The sequence below is a fragment of the Fontibacillus forbon genome (assembly GCF_046559655.1).
Lineage (GTDB): Bacteria > Bacillota > Bacilli > Paenibacillales > Paenibacillaceae > Fontibacillus.
Genome location: NZ_JBKGFV010000006.1, coordinates 129,571 through 153,084 on the forward strand (window position 1 = coordinate 129,571; position 23,514 = coordinate 153,084).

27 protein-coding genes are annotated in these 23,514 nt (G+C 47.2%); 6 read left to right on the forward strand and 21 right to left on the reverse strand.

Features of this window, described 5'->3' with window-relative positions; genetic code table 11:
- Positions 1-52 precede the first annotated feature (52 nt).
- A complete protein-coding gene (locus tag ACLB09_RS21725) occupies positions 53-169 on the forward strand; it encodes a sporulation protein YjcZ (RefSeq protein ID WP_410771941.1) in 117 nt (38 codons plus the stop codon).
- Between the two features lie 1,026 nt (positions 170-1,195).
- On the opposite strand, the gene ACLB09_RS21730 is transcribed toward ACLB09_RS21725, so the two are convergent.
- The 5 genes from ACLB09_RS21730 to ACLB09_RS21750 all read right to left on the reverse strand — a co-directional run bounded on the left by ACLB09_RS21730 (position 1,196) and on the right by ACLB09_RS21750 (position 6,228).
- Positions 1,196-2,416: an ABC transporter permease gene (locus tag ACLB09_RS21730; RefSeq protein ID WP_410771942.1), complete on the reverse strand. Its 1,221-nt coding sequence runs from the start codon at positions 2,414-2,416 to the stop codon at positions 1,196-1,198.
- A gap of 3 nt (positions 2,417-2,419) precedes the next feature.
- Entirely contained in the window at positions 2,420-3,166 is a 747-nt protein-coding gene (locus ACLB09_RS21735; protein WP_410771943.1) for an ABC transporter ATP-binding protein, read from the reverse strand.
- A 95-nt stretch (positions 3,167-3,261) separates the two neighbouring features.
- Entirely contained in the window at positions 3,262-4,827 is a 1,566-nt protein-coding gene (locus ACLB09_RS21740; RefSeq protein ID WP_410771944.1) for a DEAD/DEAH box helicase, read from the reverse strand.
- A gap of 124 nt (positions 4,828-4,951) precedes the next feature.
- Positions 4,952-5,728, reverse strand: a complete 777-nt coding sequence (locus ACLB09_RS21745; RefSeq protein ID WP_410771945.1) for an SDR family NAD(P)-dependent oxidoreductase — start codon at positions 5,726-5,728, stop codon at positions 4,952-4,954.
- Positions 5,729-5,766: 38 nt separating this feature from the next.
- Positions 5,767-6,228 carry a chemotaxis protein CheX gene (locus tag ACLB09_RS21750; protein WP_410771946.1) on the reverse strand — a complete coding sequence of 154 codons (462 nt, stop codon included), beginning with the start codon at positions 6,226-6,228 and terminating at the stop codon, positions 5,767-5,769.
- A gap of 228 nt (positions 6,229-6,456) precedes the next feature.
- Between ACLB09_RS21750 and ACLB09_RS21755 the strand changes: the two genes are divergently transcribed.
- Together ACLB09_RS21755 and ACLB09_RS21760 are read left to right on the forward strand one after the other, a co-directional pair.
- Positions 6,457-7,359 (forward strand): LysR family transcriptional regulator, encoded by a 903-nt coding sequence (locus ACLB09_RS21755; protein ID WP_410771947.1) that lies wholly within the window; start codon positions 6,457-6,459, stop codon positions 7,357-7,359.
- 34 nt (positions 7,360-7,393) lie between these two features.
- Positions 7,394-8,203: a histidinol-phosphatase gene (locus ACLB09_RS21760; RefSeq protein WP_410771948.1), complete on the forward strand. Its 810-nt coding sequence runs from the start codon at positions 7,394-7,396 to the stop codon at positions 8,201-8,203.
- A 114-nt stretch (positions 8,204-8,317) separates the two neighbouring features.
- On the opposite strand, the gene ACLB09_RS21765 is transcribed toward ACLB09_RS21760, so the two are convergent.
- The 6 genes from ACLB09_RS21765 to ACLB09_RS21790 all read right to left on the reverse strand — a co-directional run bounded on the left by ACLB09_RS21765 (position 8,318) and on the right by ACLB09_RS21790 (position 12,060).
- On the reverse strand, positions 8,318-8,929 hold the full coding sequence (locus tag ACLB09_RS21765; RefSeq protein WP_410771949.1) for a GNAT family N-acetyltransferase: 612 nt from the start codon (positions 8,927-8,929) through the stop codon (positions 8,318-8,320).
- 33 nt (positions 8,930-8,962) lie between these two features.
- The gene (locus tag ACLB09_RS21770; protein WP_410771950.1) at positions 8,963-9,637 is read right to left on the reverse strand and encodes a potassium channel family protein; all 675 of its coding nucleotides are present in this window, start codon (positions 9,635-9,637) and stop codon (positions 8,963-8,965) included.
- 78 nt (positions 9,638-9,715) lie between these two features.
- Positions 9,716-10,159 (reverse strand): aminoacyl-tRNA deacylase, encoded by a 444-nt coding sequence (locus ACLB09_RS21775; RefSeq protein WP_410771951.1) that lies wholly within the window; start codon positions 10,157-10,159, stop codon positions 9,716-9,718.
- Entirely contained in the window at positions 10,119-10,904 is a 786-nt protein-coding gene (locus tag ACLB09_RS21780; RefSeq protein WP_410771952.1) for a DUF1361 domain-containing protein, read from the reverse strand. The genes ACLB09_RS21775 and ACLB09_RS21780 overlap by 41 nt, the downstream gene beginning before the upstream one ends.
- Before the next feature lie 81 nt (positions 10,905-10,985).
- Positions 10,986-11,495 (reverse strand): GNAT family N-acetyltransferase, encoded by a 510-nt coding sequence (locus ACLB09_RS21785; RefSeq protein WP_410771953.1) that lies wholly within the window; start codon positions 11,493-11,495, stop codon positions 10,986-10,988.
- A 7-nt stretch (positions 11,496-11,502) separates the two neighbouring features.
- The gene (locus ACLB09_RS21790; RefSeq protein WP_410771954.1) at positions 11,503-12,060 is read right to left on the reverse strand and encodes a GNAT family N-acetyltransferase; all 558 of its coding nucleotides are present in this window, start codon (positions 12,058-12,060) and stop codon (positions 11,503-11,505) included.
- Positions 12,061-12,116: 56 nt separating this feature from the next.
- Between ACLB09_RS21790 and ACLB09_RS21795 the strand changes: the two genes are divergently transcribed.
- On the forward strand, positions 12,117-12,425 hold the full coding sequence (locus tag ACLB09_RS21795) for an MGMT family protein (protein ID WP_410771955.1): 309 nt from the start codon (positions 12,117-12,119) through the stop codon (positions 12,423-12,425).
- Positions 12,426-12,807: 382 nt separating this feature from the next.
- On the opposite strand, the gene nagZ is transcribed toward ACLB09_RS21795, so the two are convergent.
- Together nagZ and ACLB09_RS21805 are read right to left on the reverse strand one after the other, a co-directional pair.
- Positions 12,808-14,118 (reverse strand): beta-N-acetylhexosaminidase, encoded by a 1,311-nt coding sequence (gene nagZ / locus ACLB09_RS21800; protein ID WP_410771956.1) that lies wholly within the window; start codon positions 14,116-14,118, stop codon positions 12,808-12,810.
- On the reverse strand, positions 14,115-14,657 hold the full coding sequence (locus ACLB09_RS21805) for a hypothetical protein (protein ID WP_410771957.1): 543 nt from the start codon (positions 14,655-14,657) through the stop codon (positions 14,115-14,117). The genes nagZ and ACLB09_RS21805 overlap by 4 nt, the downstream gene beginning before the upstream one ends.
- 172 nt (positions 14,658-14,829) lie before the next feature.
- Between ACLB09_RS21805 and ACLB09_RS21810 the strand changes: the two genes are divergently transcribed.
- Complete coding sequence (locus ACLB09_RS21810) at positions 14,830-15,405, forward strand: bifunctional transcriptional activator/DNA repair enzyme AdaA (RefSeq protein ID WP_410771958.1); 576 nt, start codon at positions 14,830-14,832, stop codon at positions 15,403-15,405.
- 1 nt (position 15,406) lies between these two features.
- Positions 15,407-15,922 (forward strand): methylated-DNA--[protein]-cysteine S-methyltransferase, encoded by a 516-nt coding sequence (locus tag ACLB09_RS21815; protein WP_410771959.1) that lies wholly within the window; start codon positions 15,407-15,409, stop codon positions 15,920-15,922.
- A 240-nt stretch (positions 15,923-16,162) separates the two neighbouring features.
- Here ACLB09_RS21815 and ACLB09_RS21820 read toward each other — a convergent pair whose 3' ends face one another.
- The 8 genes from ACLB09_RS21820 to ACLB09_RS21855 form a co-directional block, all read right to left on the reverse strand.
- The gene (locus tag ACLB09_RS21820) at positions 16,163-16,489 is read right to left on the reverse strand and encodes a hypothetical protein (RefSeq protein ID WP_410771960.1); all 327 of its coding nucleotides are present in this window, start codon (positions 16,487-16,489) and stop codon (positions 16,163-16,165) included.
- A 322-nt stretch (positions 16,490-16,811) separates the two neighbouring features.
- Positions 16,812-17,513, reverse strand: a complete 702-nt coding sequence (locus ACLB09_RS21825; RefSeq protein ID WP_410771961.1) for a hypothetical protein — start codon at positions 17,511-17,513, stop codon at positions 16,812-16,814.
- A gap of 194 nt (positions 17,514-17,707) precedes the next feature.
- Positions 17,708-18,286 (reverse strand): hypothetical protein, encoded by a 579-nt coding sequence (locus ACLB09_RS21830; RefSeq protein WP_410771962.1) that lies wholly within the window; start codon positions 18,284-18,286, stop codon positions 17,708-17,710.
- A 330-nt stretch (positions 18,287-18,616) separates the two neighbouring features.
- Positions 18,617-19,570 carry a COG2958 family protein gene (locus tag ACLB09_RS21835; protein ID WP_410771963.1) on the reverse strand — a complete coding sequence of 318 codons (954 nt, stop codon included), beginning with the start codon at positions 19,568-19,570 and terminating at the stop codon, positions 18,617-18,619.
- A 228-nt stretch (positions 19,571-19,798) separates the two neighbouring features.
- On the reverse strand, positions 19,799-20,590 hold the full coding sequence (locus ACLB09_RS21840; protein WP_410771964.1) for a hypothetical protein: 792 nt from the start codon (positions 20,588-20,590) through the stop codon (positions 19,799-19,801).
- A 339-nt stretch (positions 20,591-20,929) separates the two neighbouring features.
- Positions 20,930-21,217 (reverse strand): DUF6809 family protein, encoded by a 288-nt coding sequence (locus ACLB09_RS21845; RefSeq protein WP_410771965.1) that lies wholly within the window; start codon positions 21,215-21,217, stop codon positions 20,930-20,932.
- Between the two features lie 236 nt (positions 21,218-21,453).
- On the reverse strand, positions 21,454-22,563 hold the full coding sequence (locus ACLB09_RS21850) for an ABC transporter permease (protein ID WP_410771966.1): 1,110 nt from the start codon (positions 22,561-22,563) through the stop codon (positions 21,454-21,456).
- A complete protein-coding gene (locus ACLB09_RS21855) occupies positions 22,560-23,507 on the reverse strand; it encodes an ABC transporter ATP-binding protein (protein WP_410771967.1) in 948 nt (315 codons plus the stop codon). The genes ACLB09_RS21850 and ACLB09_RS21855 overlap by 4 nt, the downstream gene beginning before the upstream one ends.
- Between the last annotated feature and the right edge of the window lie 7 nt (positions 23,508-23,514).

Consider the following 23,514-nt stretch of genomic DNA (forward strand, 5'->3'; position numbering starts at 1 on the left):
TCATAGAATATTTTGTAAGAACGATCTATTCTGTGGGAAAGGGGAATTGCACATGAGTGGAGTTGACGAAGGAAGAGGCGGATACGGCGGAGGTCTCTGGACCAGCACTGGCGTAATCCTGGTGCTCTTTATTCTGTTGGTAATCATCAGCCGCACCATTTTCTTATAAGCCAGCTTGTAAAAACAAAGAAGGCCGCTGGAGGAGTTTCTCCCCAGCGGCCTTTTTTCGTTGGCGGTATAGGACAAGTGCATGATTGAGACTAAATAGATAAATTTCACTATAGTTGAGCGGGTTATGCGACTGATGCTTCGGCGGTTGCAGTTTATACATCATCCCGGCTTTAGCGGGTTCTAGTAACATTATTCGCTACATTTGCTCGATACTACTCCGTACCGTTTCCGATCCATCAATAAAAACAACAAGCAAAGGTGCTCTTAAGTCACTCCTACTCCTTCTGTCCATCTAAGCGCCATTGTCACTATTTCTCTCATAAACACATTATTACTTACCGGTACCATACTCGCTGAAGACTACTTCAAATAACTACCGTCACTCATACTGCCATTAAACAGTTACTTAACTTCAGGCACACTAGGCTACTCAATAACTATTTGCTTGTTCTTACATTACCTCTGTTCTGAACAATGCCACTTTCGGCAGAATGCCACTCAAGACACAATACCACTCTCAGAACAATGCCACTTTCGGCGTTTTTTTCAACTCTTAGCACTCAACCACTTAGCTACTTTTACAGCACCCATCAATTAACACGCTTATACTACACTGCTTCCCCATCCCCATCCCTAACAACTTTTAAAAATTAACTGGATAACCTACAGCTAATTTCAAGAATTAGAGTCTTAAAAAATAAATAACTGTATAACCTACAGTTAATTTCAGGCTTTTTAGGGTTACTGGCCTGAAAGAGTAAAAATAGCTGTAGGTTTTACAGTTAATTTGATTCATGCGACGTTTTTCGGAAAATTAGCTGTATAAAATACAGCTAATTTTCCGGCCGGGATCCAAATTACGGATTCCTGATACCCAATTCGGGTTCCGGGTTCCGGGTTCAGGGTTCCTGATTCCGAATTCGTGTTTTCTGATACCCAATTCGGGTTCCGGGTTTCCAGATTCCGAATTCGGGTTCCGGATTCCTAATTCCCAATTCGGTTTCAAATTCCCCCATTCCGCCGATCAGTCCTCGTCCTCCTGCTTCCATTTACGTTTCCAAGAGGACTTCATGCCGAACATCAGGGCGATTCCCGCGACGAGGCTTGCGAAAAGAATAGTCACGTTTCCGGTGCCGGGAACGACGGCCATCGGGATCCACATCAGCAAGGTGATCGCCAGTAGCACACGGGAGGCTAAAGCAATGGCCTCCTGCTGACGAGATCCGGCTGGTATCGGATAGTAGGCATCGGCTGGCGTGTCGCCGTGAAAATGACGCAGAGCGGTAAGCTGAGTGCCTGCGACAAAGATAAAAAACAGATACAAGGCGGCGCCGATCCAGGTTTTCCCGTTCAAGCCGACGACCAGCATGCCGAGCACGGCCAACCGGACGATAATGCCCAGCAATTCGCTGCGCAGAAAAGTCTTCGTGAGCAGGAACCGGTAAGCTCCGTCCCGGCTCCAGGAAATGCCGTTACCGACTTTGGAGAGCCAACGCCGGTGGACGACCTTTTGTCCTTCCGCCGGCACATCCACGAACCAGCCCAGCAGCATCATGACCCTGGCTGCCCCGGATTTTTCCGCCGCGATCAGGTTCTCCCAAGGTACGGCATGTTTCATCGGAAAGCGCAGGGCGAGAATATAGTTGATGCCGACCAGCAGCGTAAACAAAGCGCTTTTCCATGCCGGTTGCCATAACCATGCCACCAGTATCAACAGAATGAAGCACCAGCGAAGCATCCGGTAGTAAGCTCTGGCCCGCGAGGTAGAAATTCTGAGCTCCTGCCATGCACCGTAGGCACTGAGCAGCTTAAGCGCAAGCAAGACAATCATAATCAACCACAGCGGATGCCTTATTTCCGCTCCGCTTCGGATATACAAAGGCCATAAAATGAGCAGAAGTATATAAAGCCCGATCAGCTTATAGATGACTCCGCTACGGAATGAAGGCTTGAGATAATCCTTCATTCTCGTTTCCTGCGGCAGCAGGAAAATAACATCCGCCGGTTGGACATAAGTCCGAAATCCGGAATATACCGTCAGCGGCCCCAACAGGACCAGCATGATCCACAGAACCGGCAGATCCGGCGGCATGTTTTGCAAAAAGGACGTATACCATGCAGAAAAGGCAATCAGCAGCAGCAGGAACAGGACCGCCACTCCGCTTTGAAAAACATAAGGCAGATAAGGGAGCACTTTGCCCCAGAAGGACGATTTGCGCCGGCCGCGCAGCTCTTGGAGCTTCATGATCTAATCTCCGCCTTTAACTAAGCTATAGAAAATATCTTCAAGCGCCGCCCCGGGCATGCCGGCCTGCTGGGCAATTTCCGTTAACGTCCCCTGAGCGATCACCGCCCCGCGGTGAAGGAGGATAAAGCGGTCGCAGTAATTTTCGATCGTCGATAAAATATGCGAGCTGAGCAAAATCGAAGCCCCGCTCCGCTTCATCTCCATCATGAAGTCCAGCAGGGAACGGATGCCGAGCGGATCGAGACCGAGGAACGGCTCGTCGATAACATAAAGCTGGGGCCGGGCGACAAACGCGCACATAATCATGACCTTCTGCTTCATCCCTTTGGACAAATGGATGGACAAGCTGTCGGCCTTTTCCTCCATATGAAACAGCTTCAGCAGCCGCTCCGCTCTTTCCTGGTAGTCCCCGGAATCTACTCCATAGGCCCGGGCGGCAAACTCCAAGTGCTCCCGGACCGTCAATTCTTCGTAAAGCAGCGGCGACTCCGGAACAAAGGCCAGGGAACTCTGGTAGGCTTCGGGATTCTCATCCCTGGTTTTCCCCTGAACGGCTACCCCGCCGCGATGCGGTGTCATCAGTCCGAGAATATGCTTCATTGTCGTACTTTTTCCGGCTCCATTCAGCCCGATCAGTCCGACCATTTCTCCCGGCATCACTTCGAAGTTAATGTCATGGAGTACCGGGCGCCCCAGGCTGTAACCCCCGGTCAGTTGTTCAATTTGCAATACGGGCGTCTCACTCAAAACGGCTCCCCCTCAATGAATATTGATCTACCCACTATGTCTGTTTTGCGATCTCTCCGCTGAAATAGCTTCAAGGGCCAAAGACGCTTTCCCTTTTAATCGCGGGACTGCTTGTCTTTCAGCCACTTGGGAGCGCCCTTGTTCTTACGGTCCTGCTTGCTATCGTTTTTGCGGGTGCCTCCCGGTGCCGCGTTTCGCGTTCCGGCAGATCCCCCGCCGGATCCGTTCCGCGCTTGGCGTCCCGCCTCGCGGGCGGCCGGTGCCTTGGCCGCTCCAGCTCCGGCTTCGCGGCCATAAGATGCCGGGCCGGGTTTCACATGGCCCGTTCCCTCTCGTCTCGCGCCCTCGGCGCTACGCCCCGACGGTCTTCCGGGCTCTTGCTCATAGCCCCGTCCTCGCCCTGTAGCGGGCTCCTGTGCACGTCCTTCATGCCCGTTTCCTTGAACTCGTGCCGGACTATGCGTCCGTCCTTGTCCCGGGCCCTGCTGATGTCCATGTTCGCCCCTCCGTCCGCTTGACGGAGCCTGCGGGTCAATCACCTCACCGCCGTATAAATCGCGAAGCGCGATCTCGATCCCGAGTTCCCGGGAAAATTTACGCATGATGAATTCTTCTCTCGGCGCGATGATCGAGACGGCCAGTCCCTTGCGTCCCATCCGTCCGGTACGGCCGACGCGGTGCACGTAATGCTCCGAATCGATCGGCGGATCAAGATTGACGACGAGTGACAATTCCTCGATATCCAACCCGCGCGCCGCGACATCCGTGGCCACGAGCACCCGGATTTTGCCTTCGCGGAACTTGCGGAGCGTCACGCTGCGCACGGTTTTGTCCGCGTCCCCATACAGCGCTCCGGCACTTAGGCCGACGAAGTTCATTTTCGCCTCAACTTCGCCGATATCCGCCGTGTTGTTAATGAACACGATGGACCGTGCAGGGTTATAGTGCCTGATAATCCGGCGCAAGGTATCGATTTTGTCCCGTTCGCTGAGAAAATACAAATGCTCCACGCTTTTCGAAGTCCGGTGCTCCGGTTCGATTCCGATCTCCACCGCTTCCTTCATCTCCCGTCCGGCAAGCGTCCGGATTTCCGGATTCACCGTCGCCGACAGGAACAGCAGTTGCCGTTCGCGCAAAGTTCCGCGCAAAATATGTTCCAGATCGGCGGTGCCGCCAAGCTGGAACATCTGGTCGACTTCATCGACGACAACCGTACGGACCGTATGCAGCTTCAGCTTGCGCAAAGCCACGATCTCCCGGATCCTTCCCGGCGTCCCGACAATGAGCTGCGGATGTAGCTTCAGCCGTTCCAGCTGGCGTTTAATCGCAGCGCCACCGATCAGGGCCTGTACGCGAATGCCCCGCGCTTCTCCGTATTTCTCCACCTCACGGACAATTTGCATCGCCAATTCCTGAGTCGGCGCCAAAATAAGGCCCTGCAGGTTTTTTCCTTCGGCATCGATATTTTGCAGCAGAGGAAGCAGGTAAGCCAAAGTCTTGCCGGTTCCCGTTTGCGACTGGGCTAGCACATCCCGGCCCGCCAAGGCTGCAGGTATGCATTCGGCCTGTACCGGCGAAGGCTCCGTAATCCCGAAATCGGCTAATCTTGCAGCAAGCGTTTCATCTAATCCAAGCCCTGTAAAGCTAGTAGTTGTAGTCATCAAAGTTCATCCTTATCTTAAAAAATCATTATTTCCATTATATGCGAAAATCCCGGTCCAACCAAATCCAACTTAAAAGCATCGTTTTCAGCACAAAAAAATCGGCTGTTTCCAGCCGATCCCTTCACTTCTTATTTAACATGCGGTAACTTAGACGGTCAGCCAGACGGGGAAACATCTGATAGAGCTTGGCTCCCGCGCCTGCGATCCAAGGGAGATTGATTTCGGTCGTTCCGCTTTGAACCGCGGACACCATCGCCTTGGCTACCCGTTCCGGCTTCATCATAAACCACTTGACGTTATTGACGTAATGCCCCTCCGGATCGGCCAAGGTAAAGAACGGTGTATCGATCGGTCCCGGATTGATCATGGATACCGTAATTCCGTATTCCCGGACCTCTTGCCGCAAGGCGCTGCTGAAGCCGATCACCGCGTGCTTGGTCGCCGTGTACGAGGTTGACTTCGAAGTGCCGATCTTGCCGGCGATCGAGGCTACATTGACGATCCGCCCGGACCGGGCTTCCTTCATATGAGGAAGAACCGCCTTCGTGCAACGGACTATGCCCATGTAATTCACATTCATCATGGCATCAAACTCCTGCAGCGGCATATCGTCAAAATAGGCGAACTTGCCGTACCCTGCATTGTTCACAAGACAATCCACCCTGCCAAACTCGGCATAGATCTGCCGGAAGCCCGCTTCCACCGAAGCATCGTCCCCAACGTCAAGCTCCAGCACCCGGCTCGGGCCCATCATCCCGGAGCTCACCGCTTTTAACTTATCTCCCGAACGGGCGGCAAGCACAACGGTCGCTCCTTGGGCCGACAGCATTTGCGCAGCCAAAGCCCCGATTCCGCTGGAGGCTCCGGTTACGACGATGACCTTATTGTTCAACGACATGATTCTCATCCCTTCGGAACTTTACCTTTTAGTCCATTTTAGGAGATCATGACTTGAATATCCAGTTCCCCGATTCCGTCCATAAGCAGCGGAATGCATAATGCTTTACGCGGAATATGATTAGAGTCCTCTTGTTTTGAGGTTAAGACGCGCGGTGGAGTAATATCCACGGCATATCCTTGATTCGACAAAATGGTGCTAGCGTTGCCGCTGATCATGTTGCCCAGTTCCGAAATAGCGCTTTGTCCCATTTCGTCCATCTCCGTCAAGACAAATCCGCCCATCATGGCGGATACGATCCGCAAGGCTACCGTCTCTTCCAAACCGAACATGACCATGCCGCTGTAATGGCCCGTCATATCGATTTGAATCCAGATATGGTCTTGCTCCCGCATAACTTCCTTCACGCCCAAATTCCCGGTGGATGGAGAAACTTGTATCACCTGTTCAATTACGGAACACGCGGATTCCAGAAAAGGATTGATCACTTCTGCTTTCACTATTACGCCCCTTTTCACATAGAAGTAACATAATCCGATACAAAAGTCCCAACTATAGTTGAGATTTATTATACTTTATTCCCAGATATAAGTCATTAAAAATCGAACAATGTAACTAAATTGCGGGTTCATTCGCAGTGTTGTCATGCCCTTAACATTGATTTAGTTAGGAAAAATCCTCTATAATTAATAAAATATTATGGAATACGGAGGAAAGGAGGATTCGGAATGAACATCAGTCAATTAGAGACGCTGATCACCATATCCAAAACAAAAAGCTTCCGTAAAGCCGGGGAATTGCTTAACCTGACCCAGCCTGCCGTGTCCGCACAGATCAAAAGCCTGGAAGATGAATTCCGTACGGTGCTGGTCGACCGGAACCAGCCGGTGACATTAACCGACCGGGGACAAGTATTTCTCGAAAAGGCGGAGCAAATACTGGATATTGTCGAAGAACTGAAGCAAAAACTGTCGGATCTGGAGCATACGCCGCAGGGGCATATAGTCCTAGGTACAACGACCTCCATCGCCATTCAGATTTTGCCGCGGATTCTGTCGTATTTTCAGGATCAGTTCCCGCTGATCAAAACAACGATCCAATCGATGCCCTCGAGTCTGATTTATCAGAATGTGGAGCAGGGGTTGGTGGACATCGGCATAGGCTACTTGATCGAAAATAATCCGCAGGTCCTTTCTACGGTGCTGTATTACGATACGTTCGAGCTTGTCGTGTCCCCGCTTCACCCCCTGGCCGGCAAAACCATTCCCACGCTGGATTCCTTGCGCGAGGTTCCGCTCATCATGCTGTCTCCCGATACGGTCGGACGGCGCTTCGTCGATGAAGTATTCAAAGCGCATGACATTGAGCCCCATATCGTCATGGAGCTGTCCAGCAGCGAGGAAGTAAAACGGATGGTGGAAATTAACCTGGGCGCAGCCATCATTTCCAGGCAGTCGATTCTCCGCGAGCTCAAACAGGGAACCATCAAGGTTGTCCCGATTCCCGAGCTGGAGGTCACGCATCCCGTGGGCGTCATTTACAAGTCCAGCCGCTACGTCAATTCCGCCATGCAACAGTTCCTAGGTGACCTCAAAGGCATGCCGGAAACCCATTTTATCAGTTCAGAATAATCAGATGTTTTACCAGCCTGAAAGGAGAGACAGCATGAAGTTCGATCTGCATACGCACCATTTTCGCTGCGGTCATGCCGACGGGAATATCCGCGACTACGTAGAGGCAGGGATCGCAGCCGGACTGTCGGTCATCGGAATCAGCGATCACACCCCTTATTTCGGGAACCCCGAAGAGCATCCTTTTCCGCACATCGCTATGGCCAAAAAGGAATTTGCCAATTACGTCGAAGAGGTCTTGAAACTGAAGCAGGAGTATGAGGGCAAAATCGATGTGCTGCTGGGCATTGAATCCGACTATTTTCCGGCCCACGCAGAAACTTACCGGCAAGTCCTCTCCCAATACCCGTTCGATTACATCATCGGCTCGGTACACAGTGTTAATGAAGTCAGCATCTTCAATAAACGACGCTGGAAAAGCCTGACCGACGAGCAGCGGATCGCGGACAAGGAAACGTATTACGCCCTGATCCGGGAATCGGCGCGAAGCGGCATGTTTCAAATCCTGGGCCATATCGATGCCATGAAAGGAAACTATCCCGCGTTCTCCGATATCCCCGCCGCCGAAGCCATCGACGAAACCTTGCAGGTTATTGCGGAAAACCGGGTGGCGATCGAAATTAATACGTCCGGCAAAACGAAGCTCTCGGGAGGCTGGTATCCTTCAGACTCTATTTTGGAACGGGCGCTCCATTTCGGAGTGGATGTTACTTTCGGATCCGATGCCCACACGCCGCTCCGCGTAGCCGACGAATGGGATGATGTCGCCACTCGCCTGAAAGAAATCGGATTTACCGAGTGGGTATATTACAAAAACAAGCAAAGGATTGCCGTTGCTCTGTAAAAAAAGTACAAGTACAAAAAAAGGGAACCCGTACGATACACGCCGGATTCCAAAGACAAATATATTCAAAAGGGGGTCATGTGATAAGTTTACCCTCTTACTATTAGGGATTGATCACAGGTATATTTCATTTGTGTAACAAATACTTTCGCGCTTTTCAGGAGATACCGGAGAGACTAATTCATAGAATCTTAAAGGTCCTCCGGAGCCGCTGTTCATAAAGAGAGAACCGGACGCCTCCTCATCCGAGATAAGCGAAAACCCGCATTTGCGCAAAACTTGTTCCGAAGCCGGATTGTCGACGCTGCACCTCGCTTCGATCCGGTTCAAGTTCAGCGTTTGAAATCCGTACTTCAATAGCGATTTGGCCGCCTCCGTCGCAAATCCCCTATTCCAGAAATCCGGAGAGAGCAGATAACCCAGTCTGGCTTTGCCCGTTTCCGGTACCCAGAATTGCAGGGAACACACCCCGATCAAGCCCCCCGTCTCCTTTACCTCAACCGCAAAATGAAGATCCCTCATGCTTTGGTACGTATCATCAAAATAACGGAACAACCGGGCCGGAAACATCAGCGTTCCACGTTGAAAGGAAGTATAGCGGCGGACCAAAGGATCACTAATGCAGCAAAAAAGCGCTTCGGCATCACCGGCTCCGATTTTTCTCAGCCGTAACCGTTCGCTTTCGAGCGTAGGAAATTTCTCTTTCAAGCTATTCCGCAAATCCATACCTGATCGTCTCCTCTCGGGTTATATCATCAGCTATACCCCTTCGTCTTCTTCCAATTCCCGATCGTTTAACGTATTGTCGGATGCGTTGGGATTCACTTCTTTCATGAAGATCTGCCGGAACACCCCGATCATGGAAAGCGCATAAGCGACCGTAATGAAGCTGAAAAATATCTCCATGACGACGACCAATCGGGACGTATTGTCCACCGGCCTCACATCGCCGTATCCCACGGTAGTGAATGTGGCCACGCTGAAATAGAAAAACGTAATGAATTGGGAAAGCGTCCCTTCGCCCAAGTTTTCTCCGGCAAAACTTCCGCCTTTAAAAAGCTTGTAGATCGAGGTATACACAACCGTAAAAAAAATGATGCAGCTCAGCGTGGCGATACTGATCCGGACGACGGCCGACTTCAAGCTGACTTCCCGCTTCACGGCGGAATCGGCGATTCTGCGGAAAATGTACAAAATATAAAACACGACGGAACCTAGAACAAACAACAAGATAATGCACCGCAAAACCGCATCGGATTGGAACACCGCCCCGAAATCGACCCAGCCGAGGAGGTCCTCCAGGGAGACGGCCACATAAATCAGAATCGGCGCGAGCAAAATCACCCGGCTGGTTACCCGTTTGTCCAGCACATAAAAAAGAAAGGCCAACCCGATCAGGGCGGCGCCATTCACCCAAAGGATCCATGATTGCATCAAGATCTACCTCCCGGATTGTTCAATACCTCGGGAATCCTGATAATCATTACCCAAACCAACGGGCTTAGTATCCAATTAGAGGCGGGCTATCACCCTGTTTAATCTTTCCACTTCCGACGGGTTGATTTTTAAGGTGACTTCCGGTACCCCGGTGCCGCCAAAGATCCATTCATACCTGAACAGCTTGGAGTCAAGAATGACCGGCAATCCGTGTCCGATCAGGGGGACGCTCCCTATAGAAAATCCGGTGGCCTCAACCACCTCCCGGGGCTTCGCCAGCTTGAGCTTTTCAAGACCGGCTTTCTGCGCAACCTCGGCAAAATCGACTCGTCCATAATCCCCCGAGATGATCAGCGCCGCATATCCGTCATCGCCTTTTACGATCAGTGCGGGAGCCGTCTGACCCAGCTCGATTCCGAACAGGTCGGCGCCATCCTGGGCGGATGCAATGGGCCTTTCATGGGATATGATTTCATATTTAGCCTGGTTTTCTTGCAGGAAATGTACTAGTTTCTCCATGATCTGTCTCCTTTTTGATTGTAACCGGATTGCCTCTCATCGCACCGAACAAATAGAGCAGAACATAGCAGAAGCAGGTGATCAGAAACATCCATTTGCAAAAATGAATCGCATGACTCAAGTTATCCATATTCGTGAAATACAGAGCAATATCCTTTAGCAGTTGAACGGGATGACGCAAAATATCCCAGCTATTGAACCGGATAAAGCGGCCCAGATAAACTCCGAAGCTGCTGAACGCCAGTACGGCAAACGCAAAAACCCACCCTGCGACGCTACCGAGCGCATTGCGGACCAGCCGGTGAACCGAAGCGAGCGAGACCGAACCCAGCGCCAAGCCTAGCAAGGCTACGAAAAGCACCGTGTACAGATGGTCCCAGAACAACATATCCGACCAGAATCTGCCCTGCGAGGAGATCGGGTAACGCGCGAACGGATGCAATAAATCCGTAACTAAATAAGCTGCATTGGGATAAAAGAAAAACCAGATGAGACCTACCGATAGAAACAGTACACCCTTGAGCAGCCGGGATCTCATGAGACTGATCAAATCTAAGAAGATGGCAAGTCCGGCCGGAATCCAGGCCAAAAACGTATTCCAGACCAAGAACAGATACGGCGGCCTTCCTCCGGACGGCAGCCTGATTTCAACCACATATTTCATCCCGATTACGGTACCTATAAACATAACCGCATATAAAAATAGTTTGGCGGGGTAGCCTAATTGCCGAAGCTGTTGCTGCACTTTGCTCTCCTCCCGTCTGTTCATCCTTTTCTATGTCTTCACCATACTTACAGCCTATATACGTATGAATGCGGATGATTGTTACGACGGGAGCAGCTTGGCCATATAAAGCTCATCGACGAAGCGGTCGCCTAAGCGGATGGAATCTTTCTTGATGCCTTCGGTTTCAAAGCCCGCTTTCTTATATAGGGCGATTGCCGCTTCATTGTGCGCCATTACCGTGAGTTCGAGCCGGTGAAGGTTCCGCGCTTCCGCCCAGCGTTGCAGTTCGGTGAACAGCCGGGTGCCCACGCCTTGCCCCGAAAAGGCTTGCCGGATGCCGAGGACCAGGTAAACCGAGTGCCGGTTACGTTGATAGGAGGAACCGTAAGCTCCCAAGTAACCGGCCAGTTGCCCATCCGCTTCGGCCACGAAAATCATCGAATGGTCTGCCGCCAGCAGCGCCGCAATTTTCTGCCGCTGTTCTTCCGGGGTGATACGCCGTTCCCCCGGCTCCAGAAGCATGAATTCCGTCTCTTTATCTAGAGTAAGGCACAGCTCCAGAAAAGCCTCCGCGTCTTCTTCCCTGATGTTCCTGATAATCACGTCCATTTCCGGCTCACCCCTCGAGCGCTTCATTCCGAAGCACCATATGAATATGATCTTCCCAAATTCCGTTGATTTTCAAATAGCGCAGCGCCAGACCTTCGTGATAGAAGCCCGCCTTTTCCGCCACTTTGAGCGAAGCCTTGTTCCGGGGCATGATGTTGGCTTCGATCCGGTGCAGTCCCAATTCGGAGAAAGCGTAATCCGCCAATGCAGCCACCGCCTCCGTCATCAAGCCGCGGCCTTGCGCCGACTGGTCGATCCGGTAGCCCAAATGGCAGGACTGAAATGCTCCGTACACGATATTGCTGAGCGCAATGGAGCCGATCACCTTTTCGGGCTCCTCCTTCCGGAACATCCATAGCTTATAAAGCTCTCTCTTTCTGAATTGGGAGAACTCCTTAACCAGCAAATCCTCCTGATAGGCGAGGGTGAAGAATTCCTCGCTCCGCACCGCCTCCCACGGTTCGAAGAACTCCTTGTTCCGCAGCATAAATTCCAGGACCTCTGCGGCATTCCTTCCGTCCAGCACTTTCAATATCAAGCGTTCGGAGTGTAAAATAGGTTTCATAGTTTACCTCGATTCTATTCTATAATTCAACTTATATCGCTTAAAGGAGTGCCCGCATGCAGCCGTTTACCGCTCAAGTTATTGAAGTCATATCGTCCATTCCCGAAGGAAAAGTCATGACCTACGGACAAATCGCCAGAGCTGCGGGCAGCCCGCGCGCGGCACGGCAAGTCGTCCGGATTTTGCATTCGATGAGCAGTAAACACCTTTTGCCGTGGCACCGGGTCATTAACGCAAAAGGAGAAATTGCCATCCGGGACGACGAGTCTTTTTTCCTGCAAAAAATGTACCTGGAAGCGGAGGGCGTCACCGTAGGGGAAGATGGGCGAATTGATCTTGTCGAGTTTCAATATGCACCTCGCTGATCGGATTTTTTATTTGGCATATGTAAGGAAATAGCGAAAGTTACTTAAAGGTGCGATGAGCAGTTCCCGGGTTCTGACGAGCGGTTCTAAAATTCTGGCGAACAACTCCGAGACTCAAGATCAGTTTGTGCAGCTCCCGGGTTCTAACGGACATGGCGGCCGTTAATCGGCCTATTTTCCGTGCTTTTTGATTCTAACGGACGCCACGGACCTTAATTGGCGGTTTTGCCGTGAATTTGGCCCATTTTGGGTAAATTAACGGTCCGTGTGTCCGTTAGATTTTTACCGAGGCTGATTTGTCCCGATTAACGGCTGTGGTGTCCGTTAAAAACTTTCGGCGTCACCCTATCGCTATCCATACCGCGCCCCGCAGCCAGCCTATTTATTGAAGGCCGTATTCTTTTACCGCTTGCTTGATGTCGGTATTGATGGCCTTGATATCCGGTCCGGATGCCGGTTCATCGCTCAGCCGGTACTTCTCTTTTAGCTTCAAAATGGCGTATATACGCTCATCCAGCATCTCTTCGCTGATCTTACCCTGCTCCACGGCCTCGGTAATCGCTTGGATCACCGCTTGCTCCTTCTCGTAGTCATGTCCGACCAGCACAATATTTCCCCCGGCCACAATGAAATCTACCGCCGCATCTTCGATTTTGTAATTTTCAGTGATGGCCCCCATGGTCATATCATCCGAAATCACGACTCCTTCATAACCGAGATCCTCCCGCAGCAAGTCGTGAATAACCGCTTTAGAGAACGATGCCGGGTGATCGGGGTCCAGCTTGGGCATGAGCAAATGGGCAATCATAACGACGTCTACGCCATCCTCGATCGCTGCTTTGAATGGAACAAGTTCCAGCTCCTTCAGCCTTTTCAGATCGTGCTCAACGACCGGCAGCCCCAAATGGGAATCCACCGACGTATCCCCGTGACCGGGAAAATGCTTCACGACGGGAATCACTCCCTTGTCGCTCAAGCCCTCCATTGCTGCGAGGCCCATCTTGCTAACCACTTCCGGCGTATTTCCAAACGCCCGGTCCCCGATCACGGGGTTATCGGGATTGCTGTTCACATCCAGAACAGGAGCGAAATCAAGATTGAGGCCGAAACCGGCCAACTCCTCGCCGATAATGCCATAAGCTTCTTCCGCTGCCTCCGGATTGCCGGTCTTGCCGATGTTGGCGGCGGTCGGCATTTTGGTGAATTCCCCCGGCATCCGGGAGACTCGCCCGCCTTCTTCATCCACGCTCAAAAAGAGCGGGACCGGGTTAGCCTTATTATCCTTCTTCAATTGATTGAACAATTTCAACGCCTGTTTACTGTTCTTGATATTATCCTTATAAAAAATAAAGCCTCCGACATGGTAGGTCTCAATGAGATCCTTGGTATGTTCATCCGCTTCGGTCCCTACCATTCCTACCAGCACCAGTTGCCCGATCTTTTCGGCGGTGGTCAGCTGATCCAGTTGGTCGACTACGGGGTCCGTAGCTTCCTCTTGAGGTGGTGACGGTTCGGCATTCTCCTCCTGCTGCGGATCGTTTGCGGAAGGGGAGGATGGATCCGGGTTCTGGCCCTGGTTCACGCCGTTCCCATCGGATTCGGGAGTGGCCGAGTTCCGGGATGCGCAGCCTGCGATCGTCAGAATTAATATTAATGCCATCGTGCATATCAACCATTTTCTGCTTTGTCTCATGACTCCTCCTGACCGGCATGTCTTCCTGCCGTTTCCCAGCGGTTCGCGTATTTTTGCAGCCGGGGATGAATAACGGAAGGTTCCTCCGAGAGGATTAGCCGGATGTTCTTGATCCACTCTTCAAAGGAAGAGAAGGAAGCGAATAAATTGGCCGTTTCGGGCGTCAGATACAGAAAGTAGGGAGAAGGATATTTTTCCGCCAAAAAACGGAGCGCCGAGTCGATCGGCGTGTATTTTTTACGTTTCCCCTCCCAGCCTTCCACCGTGATATCGGAATGTTGCCGTTCCCGCCGCCAGTCATGAAGCTCGTCCTCCCTTTTGAAAAAAGAACGTACCGGCTCTTTGGACATGCGTCTTACCGTCTCCTCATGCAGGGGATACAGCACCAGTTTGCTGAAGGAGCGCTCCTCCAAAATCGAAACGGCGCGTTCCAGCTCCGCTTCGGACGTATTCTCGAAAGTATCGTAATAGATTAACGTACCTTTTCGCTTCGCGACAGGCGGTTCATAGCCAAAGGGGACTTGTATATTTTGTCTCATGTTCGGGTTCCTCCGGGATTCGAAATGGATATTCTAGTTAAAATTACCCTGCCAGACTTGATTTATTCCATTATAGCTCCAACATCCTGCAATTTCATTATCTTGCTTTTTCATCCCAAAATGCGTACATATGTTCAGGATAGGGGGTATAATGAGCGTGGAGGTGAGTTAAGTGTCCGACTTTAAAGTGACGGAAGATCAATGGCGGTCTATTATACTGAATGATGCCGCTAGCGACGGGAAATTTTTCTACGCCGTAAAAACGACGGGCATTTTCTGCCGTCCTTCCTGCAAATCCAAGCCTCCCAACAGGGAAAACATCTCCGTATTTCCGGATGCCGAACACGCTATGTCCGCCGGGTATCGCCCTTGCAAACGCTGCAAGCCTACCGGCCTGCGGCTTCCCGATGAGGAGTGGATCTCGGTGGTGGCCGAATATATCGACAACCATTATATGGAGGAATTGAATCTGCAGTTGCTCGCCGACCTCGCGCACGGCAGTCCCTATCACCTTCACAGAACGTTTAAGAAAGTGAACGGGGGCACGCCCGTGGAATATATTCAGAACGTCAGGATCGAACAAGCCAAATCCCGCTTGCTGACAACCAGTCAACCGGTGGCGGAGATCGGCAAGCAAGTCGGACTCGCCAATACGCCTTATTTTATTACCCTGTTCAAAAAAATCACCGGCCTTACGCCGGCCAACTATCGAACCTTATACGCTTCCGTACCGAAAGGAGAACTTTAATATGGGACAAAACGACCCGATTTACTGGAGTCATCTCATTAACGAAAATTGGAGCCTGATTGTTGCCGCCGGGGAACAAGGACTCTGCTTTGTCGGCTCCCAGGGAGCGGATATCCAGGAGCTGGAGGACTGGGCGAAGCGCCGCTTCCCCGGCCGTCCCCTGATCCGCGATGAAGCCCGGCTTCAACCCTATGCCAATGAAATCGAAGCCTATCTGCTCGGCAAGCTCACGGACTTCTCCATCCCCTTCGAAGCAACGGGAACCCCGTTCCAGCAAGCCGTTTGGCAAGCGCTTTGCGACATCCCGTACGGGCAAACCGCGTCGTACTCCGATATCGCACTTGCAATCGGCAAACCAACTTCGGTGCGCGCCGTCGGCACGGCGATCGGCGCCAATCCGGTGCTGATCACCATTCCGTGTCATCGGGTGATTGGGAAGAATGGAGGGCTGGCAGGGTATCGGGGCGGGATTGAGATGAAGAGTCGGTTGTTGGGGATCGAGGGAAGAGCGGAGTAGGGTTTGAGGGAGTAAGTAGCTGTTGGTGTGTGAGGTTGTGGGTGAAGCATGGGGATTTTATCTGGTAAAAAGGTGGAATCCGCTTCCCTGACATGGGGAAAGCGGATTCTTTTTTTATCACTATGTTTGTTGCTACCCCCTTTTATAGTTCATTCATCCTGTTCATTTTATTGGATCATTAGTCCCAGCTTGGATATCATGTTATGTGATGTCAATGCCTTCATCGAATCAACTATTTGATTACTTGAAATATTTCTTTAAATGTTCTATTAAATTATTATAGTTATCTGGATCTTTGTTTGTAATAATTGCATTAACATACTGAACTGCTTTATCATCAAAAAATAATTTAACTTTTAAGTTTTCATTAATAATTAGATTAGTAGCTTTTAAAGTCTCTTCATTCCTTATAATCAGGCCAGCTAAATCAATAATTCTTAAAGCAATTTCTTTTTGAGTTTTATATTCTTCCATTCTTTTGTTATTTTTATATTCAAGTGATTTTGAAAAGTCGCCCCCGATAAAAACTGTCCCAATTAATGTTGCAATAGATTGAATTAAGGTCATATTTAGAAAACTTGTTGGTTCCTGCTTTGATTACAATATCATAAAGCAAATATCCAATAAATCCAAAGAGAACAACAAATACAATAACTGTAATAATCGAGTATATACTACCCTTTATGGTTTTGGTGGTTAATCATTAAGGACTCCTTTATTACTTTATTTAATTTGATTTCACATAACGTTCTGATAATCACAAAACGACCCAACGGTAGATATCTCTTATCCTAGGCTGGGTCGTTTGCTGTCTAAGCCTTCTTCCATGATTATACATCTGACATCAAGGGGTGGATAGCCCTGATGTATTAGACAAAGTAAACACACATCATTGTGTTAGCTTAATCAATATTTCGTGTAATAATATTTCTAGATTACCTTTATAGGGTTCTAATTGATTTTTCGTGGGTAATTCTTCTCTTCGTCGAATAATTTGATGTGTATGGAAATCAGCAATATCTCGTAAATTTTCATCAAGTTGTTTCAAAATTTCCTTAATGCTTCTTGAACTGTTTGCTACTACTTGCTGAAAAGTCTTACTATCAAATATAGGAGGGATATAATTAATCAATGCTCTAATTAATAGTGAAACTGATATATAATTTCCTTTATGATAGTTCGAATTAATTTCGATACATAGTTGTACTAGTTTTTTTAGATCAAAATTCTCATTTTTAACATCCAAAAGAGAAGTGATGATTGTTCTCGATACATACAAATCATTGCTAGCTTGTGTAGAATAAGATGGTTCTGAAATATAATCCTTTACATCCTGCATTATTGGTCTCACATCAGAAAAGATATCATATACTTCATAAATTGTTGAAACTCTTGTATCTATGTCACCAATAGTTTTTCTTAAAAATTCATCATCAATTCTACTAGCGTAATACTTAAATTTTTTAATAAAAATAGAAAAAACATATATTACGTTAGAGATCTCATCTGGATCACTACTAGGCCCACATGGTTTAAAACCCTCTAGGCATTCTATAGATTCTATAATTTTCTCTTTTAATCTTTGATTCATAGTTTTTCACCTTGCTTTGTGCATATTGTTTTGGTATTCACGAAACACCGAAGTTCTAGATAGCTCTTATCGTAGGCTAGGGTGTTTGTTGACTGAACTTATTCCATGATTATACAAAAGTTAACCGAGAGACGATAGCCCGCTGCTTGAATAATGTGTTATCTGATATCTTGCCTTAGGAAAGTTTAAAAAAATTATTCAAGGATTTTTTTCGCCTTTTCAATCAATTTATTTAATAATTCGATCATAAGTTCAGAACTAAAACCAATCATAAAAAATAGTAATTGGGGTTGAGATACCTCAAGCGTTTTACCGTCTTTCGTAAAGACCGTGCTTATCATAAAAGCCATAACAACCGCAGACGTTAACTTTAAAATGATATTATAATTTTTAGATTTATTTAATTGTTCAGTTACAAAATAAGTAAATGCTCCGATTATACTTATTAGTAAGATTGATAAAAACACCCTAATATCAGTACTGTTTATTAACGAATAAAGTACCGCATACAACACTACTAGTATAGATAGTAATAAATATGTATAAAGAGACCGTTTACTGATGAGGCTACTTGACCTTTTCTCTAAAATTATTATTTTGTGATTAAGATCAATTGCACCTTCAGCATCAGATTCACCTAAAACAACAAATTGCTTTTGAAGATCTTTACACTCGATTAAAATTTTTTCATCTTTTGACTCTGCGTATTTTTCAATAAACTTACTCAGTCTATTCAGTTTCTCTCCTAATTCAACTTTTGAATAAAATTGCACAACTATTCACCTACTAATTAAGTAATAATAGATTTTGGCTGATGTTTCAGAAAACGTTGTCCGTATTCACGGGGCCCGAGAACCCTTAAGCTCCAGAGGGCTTTCACGACGGTAGGTGTTAAGTCTAGGTCATTGTTAATTAATAAATATATAAGTAATCTTACTTCGTTTAAAATTCATACACTGAATATTACGCTTCACAAAGGAAAAATTTGCACTCTTCCTCACTATTTACTTTTCCTGATAGATGTTCAATCAAAATCAGATAATTTGCAGTTTATTGTTTCGCAGTAGGAATGCGGTGGTATCTGATGGAATGCCAGCCTTGAATTAACCTCCAAAATTCTTACTTTTCAAATAAACATCCATCTCATCATCTGTTTTAATAGGATCATACTCACTCTTTACTTTTCCAATTTTTATATCCTCAGTAATATGAATAAAGAACTTTTTAAAGTTTTCATTAAGTCCAATTAGTCTATCTATTGTAGTCCAATCAAGTTCATTTCTATCTCTAGCTGGTAATACAATCTCACTTTGTGAAACAACTTCACTATTAAGCTTGATTAGCCCAATACCAAATGCACTATTCAACCTTTGTAACTCATTCATCAATTCCGTATCATCTTTGATTTCTAAACAAACTAGATAACCTTCATGAGCCCAACTTGAGTTTGAGACAGCTTGAAAATAATACTCTCTCAAATTAGAAAAATTCAAATTAACTTTAAGCTCAAATGAATATAGTTTTATCGAATTTACTGATAGTGATTTTTGTAAATCAGTGGTCAATTTATCGAAATCTTCAAATGGAAAATAAACTCCAACAATATCTGGATGAATCCATTTATTTTCACCTTTTTGCTTTTTAAGCGAGTATTCATGATATATTGTACGAGAATAAGCTTTAAAGTGTTGATCTTCATTAATAAATTTCACGAGTAAAGGATGCAAATCTCGTTCATTAAAATTAAGTTTTTTTTCGGATTGCTCTTTTCTTTCTAATTTTTTCTCTATCTCTAAAGGAATCTCTTCTTCCTGATATTCTCTTAAATAAAATCGAGTTGGACGTTTTCCAACCTTAACATACTTTGAATTTAAATTATCTCTCATATTCACATACATTCTCGCGCTAATAGTTTTCCATGGAGTCTTACCCACACTACCAACTTTCTTATCGATTCCTAATTCTTTTGCTTTATCCCATATCTCTCGCTCAGATAGAGGTTCTTTTACCTTTTTATATACTTCATCTATTAAATCAAAAAATGAATAGGATGCCATTGTGTTTACCCCTCTTTGAATTACACTATTTTAATCATTTTATTTTGTAAGCATTCTTTCAAATAACGTTGTTGCATTCACAAACCCGAGAGCCTGAAGTGAGCGTTAGCGAACGGGTTGTCAGACTTCGACTCGTAATACTTCTTTGAATTTCCCCGTGCGGACTGAGGGATCGTCAGCAACCGCGTGAATAAGGTGCTATCTGAAGAATCAAACATCTTTGAGATACTAGAATAAAGATCCTATATATCCTCCAATAATCAACATAATAAATGCTGATATTAATCCCATAATCCAATTGTCCTTTATCATATCTGCAATCCCTTGAAAGCTGAATCCATATTTATCAAGTATTTTTGAATCGGTTTTCAGATTTCCACCCGCAGTTCGTTCTAATAGTGTTTGAATGCAATCAACCTTTCTTAGAGTAGACTGATGTAACTTAACATATTCTTTGTTTGTAAATGCACTTGCCTCTTCTGCACCCGCGAGCATATCCTTATTTGTTATGTTATTTCTCTCAATAATTTTTTGGAATCGTGGGTGTCCTATGTATCTTAATCCATAAATATCAACAAGATATCTTGATAGATCAACTTTATTATCGTCACTAATTGCTTCAGAAACGCCCCCGAGAACCGAAAACCTATGATCTAATGCTTCAAAGCCATAATTGATGTCTCGCATATTCCAGTGAACCCATGTAAAAGTTCGATGATTGCGAACGAATGTATAGTAATCATTTAACATTTCTTTCTCAAGTTCGTTATACTTGTCTTCAATTTGTTCAAATGGAACATTATTAAGTTCTGCTACTTTGTGTATTGAAAAAGATTTTGTTTGTCCTGTTGCCAAGTATCTTATTGCTATCGAGGTTATACGAGGTGTCCTGCCATTTGGAATATTATAAAAGCTCTCACACGAATAATGTACAGCGAGCGAATGTGTTGAATTATCTACAATACTGATGATTTTTTCTAATGCTTTTCTTCTTTTTTTAGCTCTATTCAATGTTGGCATTTTATTTGTCGTCCTTTCATACTTTCCTTTCTGATATTTCACCTAATGTAATATTCACAAACATCGTGAAATACGAGAATACAACTAAATATACGAACAATCTATCACTAGAACCGTTTTGTTGAACTAGCCTCTAGCCCTATAGAACTAATCTTATTTTACAATGAATGGAATAAAATGACGAACAAATAATTTTTTGCTCACAAAAAAACTCCCGCTAATGAGTAGCGAGAATAAGTGGCCTGTTTCTTTCTTATTTACATAATAGCAAGCACATACTTATCCCTGATTTCATATTCACAAAATCCACTTTTTTCTCCCAAGCCTGCCCCATCAATCTCACTCCTTAACCCCCTTCCCCTCCCCCAAAAACACCTCCACCATAACCAAAGCCCCCATCCTAAACCCCTGAACAAAAGCCTCACTTGTTACCATCGAGTTAGACTCACCGTTCAAATCCAGGATTTGCTCAAGGATCTCAAAATCACTCTCGGAAAATTTCCGTTTAACTTCCTCCAACAACTCTGAGTTTTTTCTATTAATCTCTCGATATTCGGGGTCCGTGGGAACAATCCGTTCTTCGGGACGTAGGTTCCCGTAATACAATTCTTCTATAATATTTTTCATTGGCTCGCCCTCAAGTGCCTTTATTAAAGTAAGAAGTTAGCGCTTGGTCAAACTCCCCCGAGGCAATTTTATCCTATACGATTAAAGAGAGTTGAATTTTATGCGATATTCGCATAAACGATATCACAAAAGACGCCCGTGACCGATCAAAATCGATCCAGGCGCCATCTTTTTTCCATTCCTTAGTTGCGTCCGGGTCAACGCGATATCATTCAATCGTCCTATTCCGTGTAACCTCACTTCCGAGAAAGCCTCCGCCTCTGATATAGCCCCACCCCCGCCAAAAAATACACCAAAGTAAGTATAAGAATCATAAACAAATCAAACTTAATTTCGTTCCATCCCGCCCCGTAATTCAGCACTTTATTGAAGGCATTGACCGTATGCGTTAGCGGCAAAATATCCGTAATGCCCAGCGAATGTCCCTGGATCGAAAACAGATGCAGCTTCGGCAGCGGGAACATGCTGCCCGAGAAGAACATGAGGATAAAGAAAGGGAAGCAGCCGATGGTTAGAACATCGAAAACCGTTCTCAGGAAGCTCGCCACGACGAGACTGATCGAAACCATGGACAAGCTGGAAATGACGCCGACCAGCAGAATCGTACCGAAATTCCCTGCCGGGCTGTAACCTAAACCGAGCGCGGTCCAATAGGAAAGCACCATCGCGCCCACAGCGATGAAGGCTTGCACGATGCAGATCGCCGCAAGGAAATGAAAGGCGCCGAGACGGCTGAGTTTCAGGCGGATCAGTGTTTTTTTGTCGTTCTTTTTTACGATAGAAGCGGTTGCGGTAAAAAGGATCATTAAGATGGCCAAGGTGAGTAGTCCGGGGACGTATCCGTCGAACTCGTTCGTGGGGAGTTGTTGTTCCAAAAAGGTCTCGGAGATCGTAATCGGTAGCGTGATCTTTGCGGCCGCCATCCCTTGTTTCTGGACTTCATCGGCAACCATGACCGCGGCGACGGGATACCGTACGTTATTCATGCTTCCATACAAATGGGCGACGGAGGGCAGAGTTGAATAATCCGGGGGAAGGACCATGCCTATATCGATGACTTTTTCTTTTACTCTTCCTTCTAATTCTTCCCCATTTGCGAAGTGGCTTATATTGAATAGTTTGTTGCCGTCGGGTCCCTTTTTCCGATCGATCATTTCGATCAGCGCGGTCGACGCTTTCCCCTCATCCAGGTTTAGGATTCCAAGTTCATAAGTCGTCGCCCCGCGTCCATATAGGAGGTACATAATCAGCAAAAAGAACGGAGCAAACAGCAACACCATCGCAAGCACTTTCCAATCCCTGATATTCTCTTTAAAGGTTTTGATGACGGACGCCGCCAGTTTCATTCGCGAAGCCCCCTTCCCGTCAAAGAAATAAACGCATCTTCCAGCGTACGCTTCCTGATCGTCATGTCTTCAATCTGGACGTGAAAAGCCTTTAACGTTCGGTTAACCAAGGGAATTTGCTCCATCACATCGCTTGCGCCCAGCAGCAACAGACCGTCGGATACCTTTTTGTCCTTAAAAACGGGCGGAAAAGAATCCAGCAGCTTGCCGATTTCATCCTCACGGATTCCGCTGATTCTCACCTGTAAAATATCTCCCGCCCCTGAAGTTTCTTTAAGTTTGTCGGGGGTATCGATCCGGAGTATTTTTCCGTGGTCCATAATGGCTACCCGGTCCGACAAACGGTCGGCTTCGTCCATGTCATGGGTGGTAAGGATGACGGTTCTTTGACTGCCCAGTCGCCTTATAAAATCACGCACCAGAATCCGGCTCTGCGGATCAAGCCCGGCCTGCGGTTCATCCAGGATGATCAACTTCGGGTCATGCACGACGGCCAGGGCGACATTCAGCCTTCTTTGCATGCCTCCCGATAGAGTCCCCGCAAGCTTATTCCGTTTACCCGCAAGCCCCAGAGTCTCCAAAAGAGCTTCGGCCCTTTGTCCGGCGGCTTTCGGGGATAGTCCATAGGACATTCCGACAAACTTTAGTTGTTCATGGCACGTTAACTGTTCCCAGATCACAATGTCCTGGGGGCAGAACCCGATCATGCTTTTGATCCGAGGATAGCCGGTGGACATGGGAATTCCGTCAAACGCCATATGTCCGGCATCCGCCTTAAGCAGGCCGCACAGCATGTTGATCGTGGTGGTTTTCCCGGCCCCGTTGGGCCCGAGCAACCCGAAAACCTCTCCCTTAAGTACCGAAAAGCTTACCTTGTCTACTGCCGACAGGTTACCGTAATTTTTACTTAACCCTTCCACGGAAAGAAATACTCCATTTGGCATTTCTTCA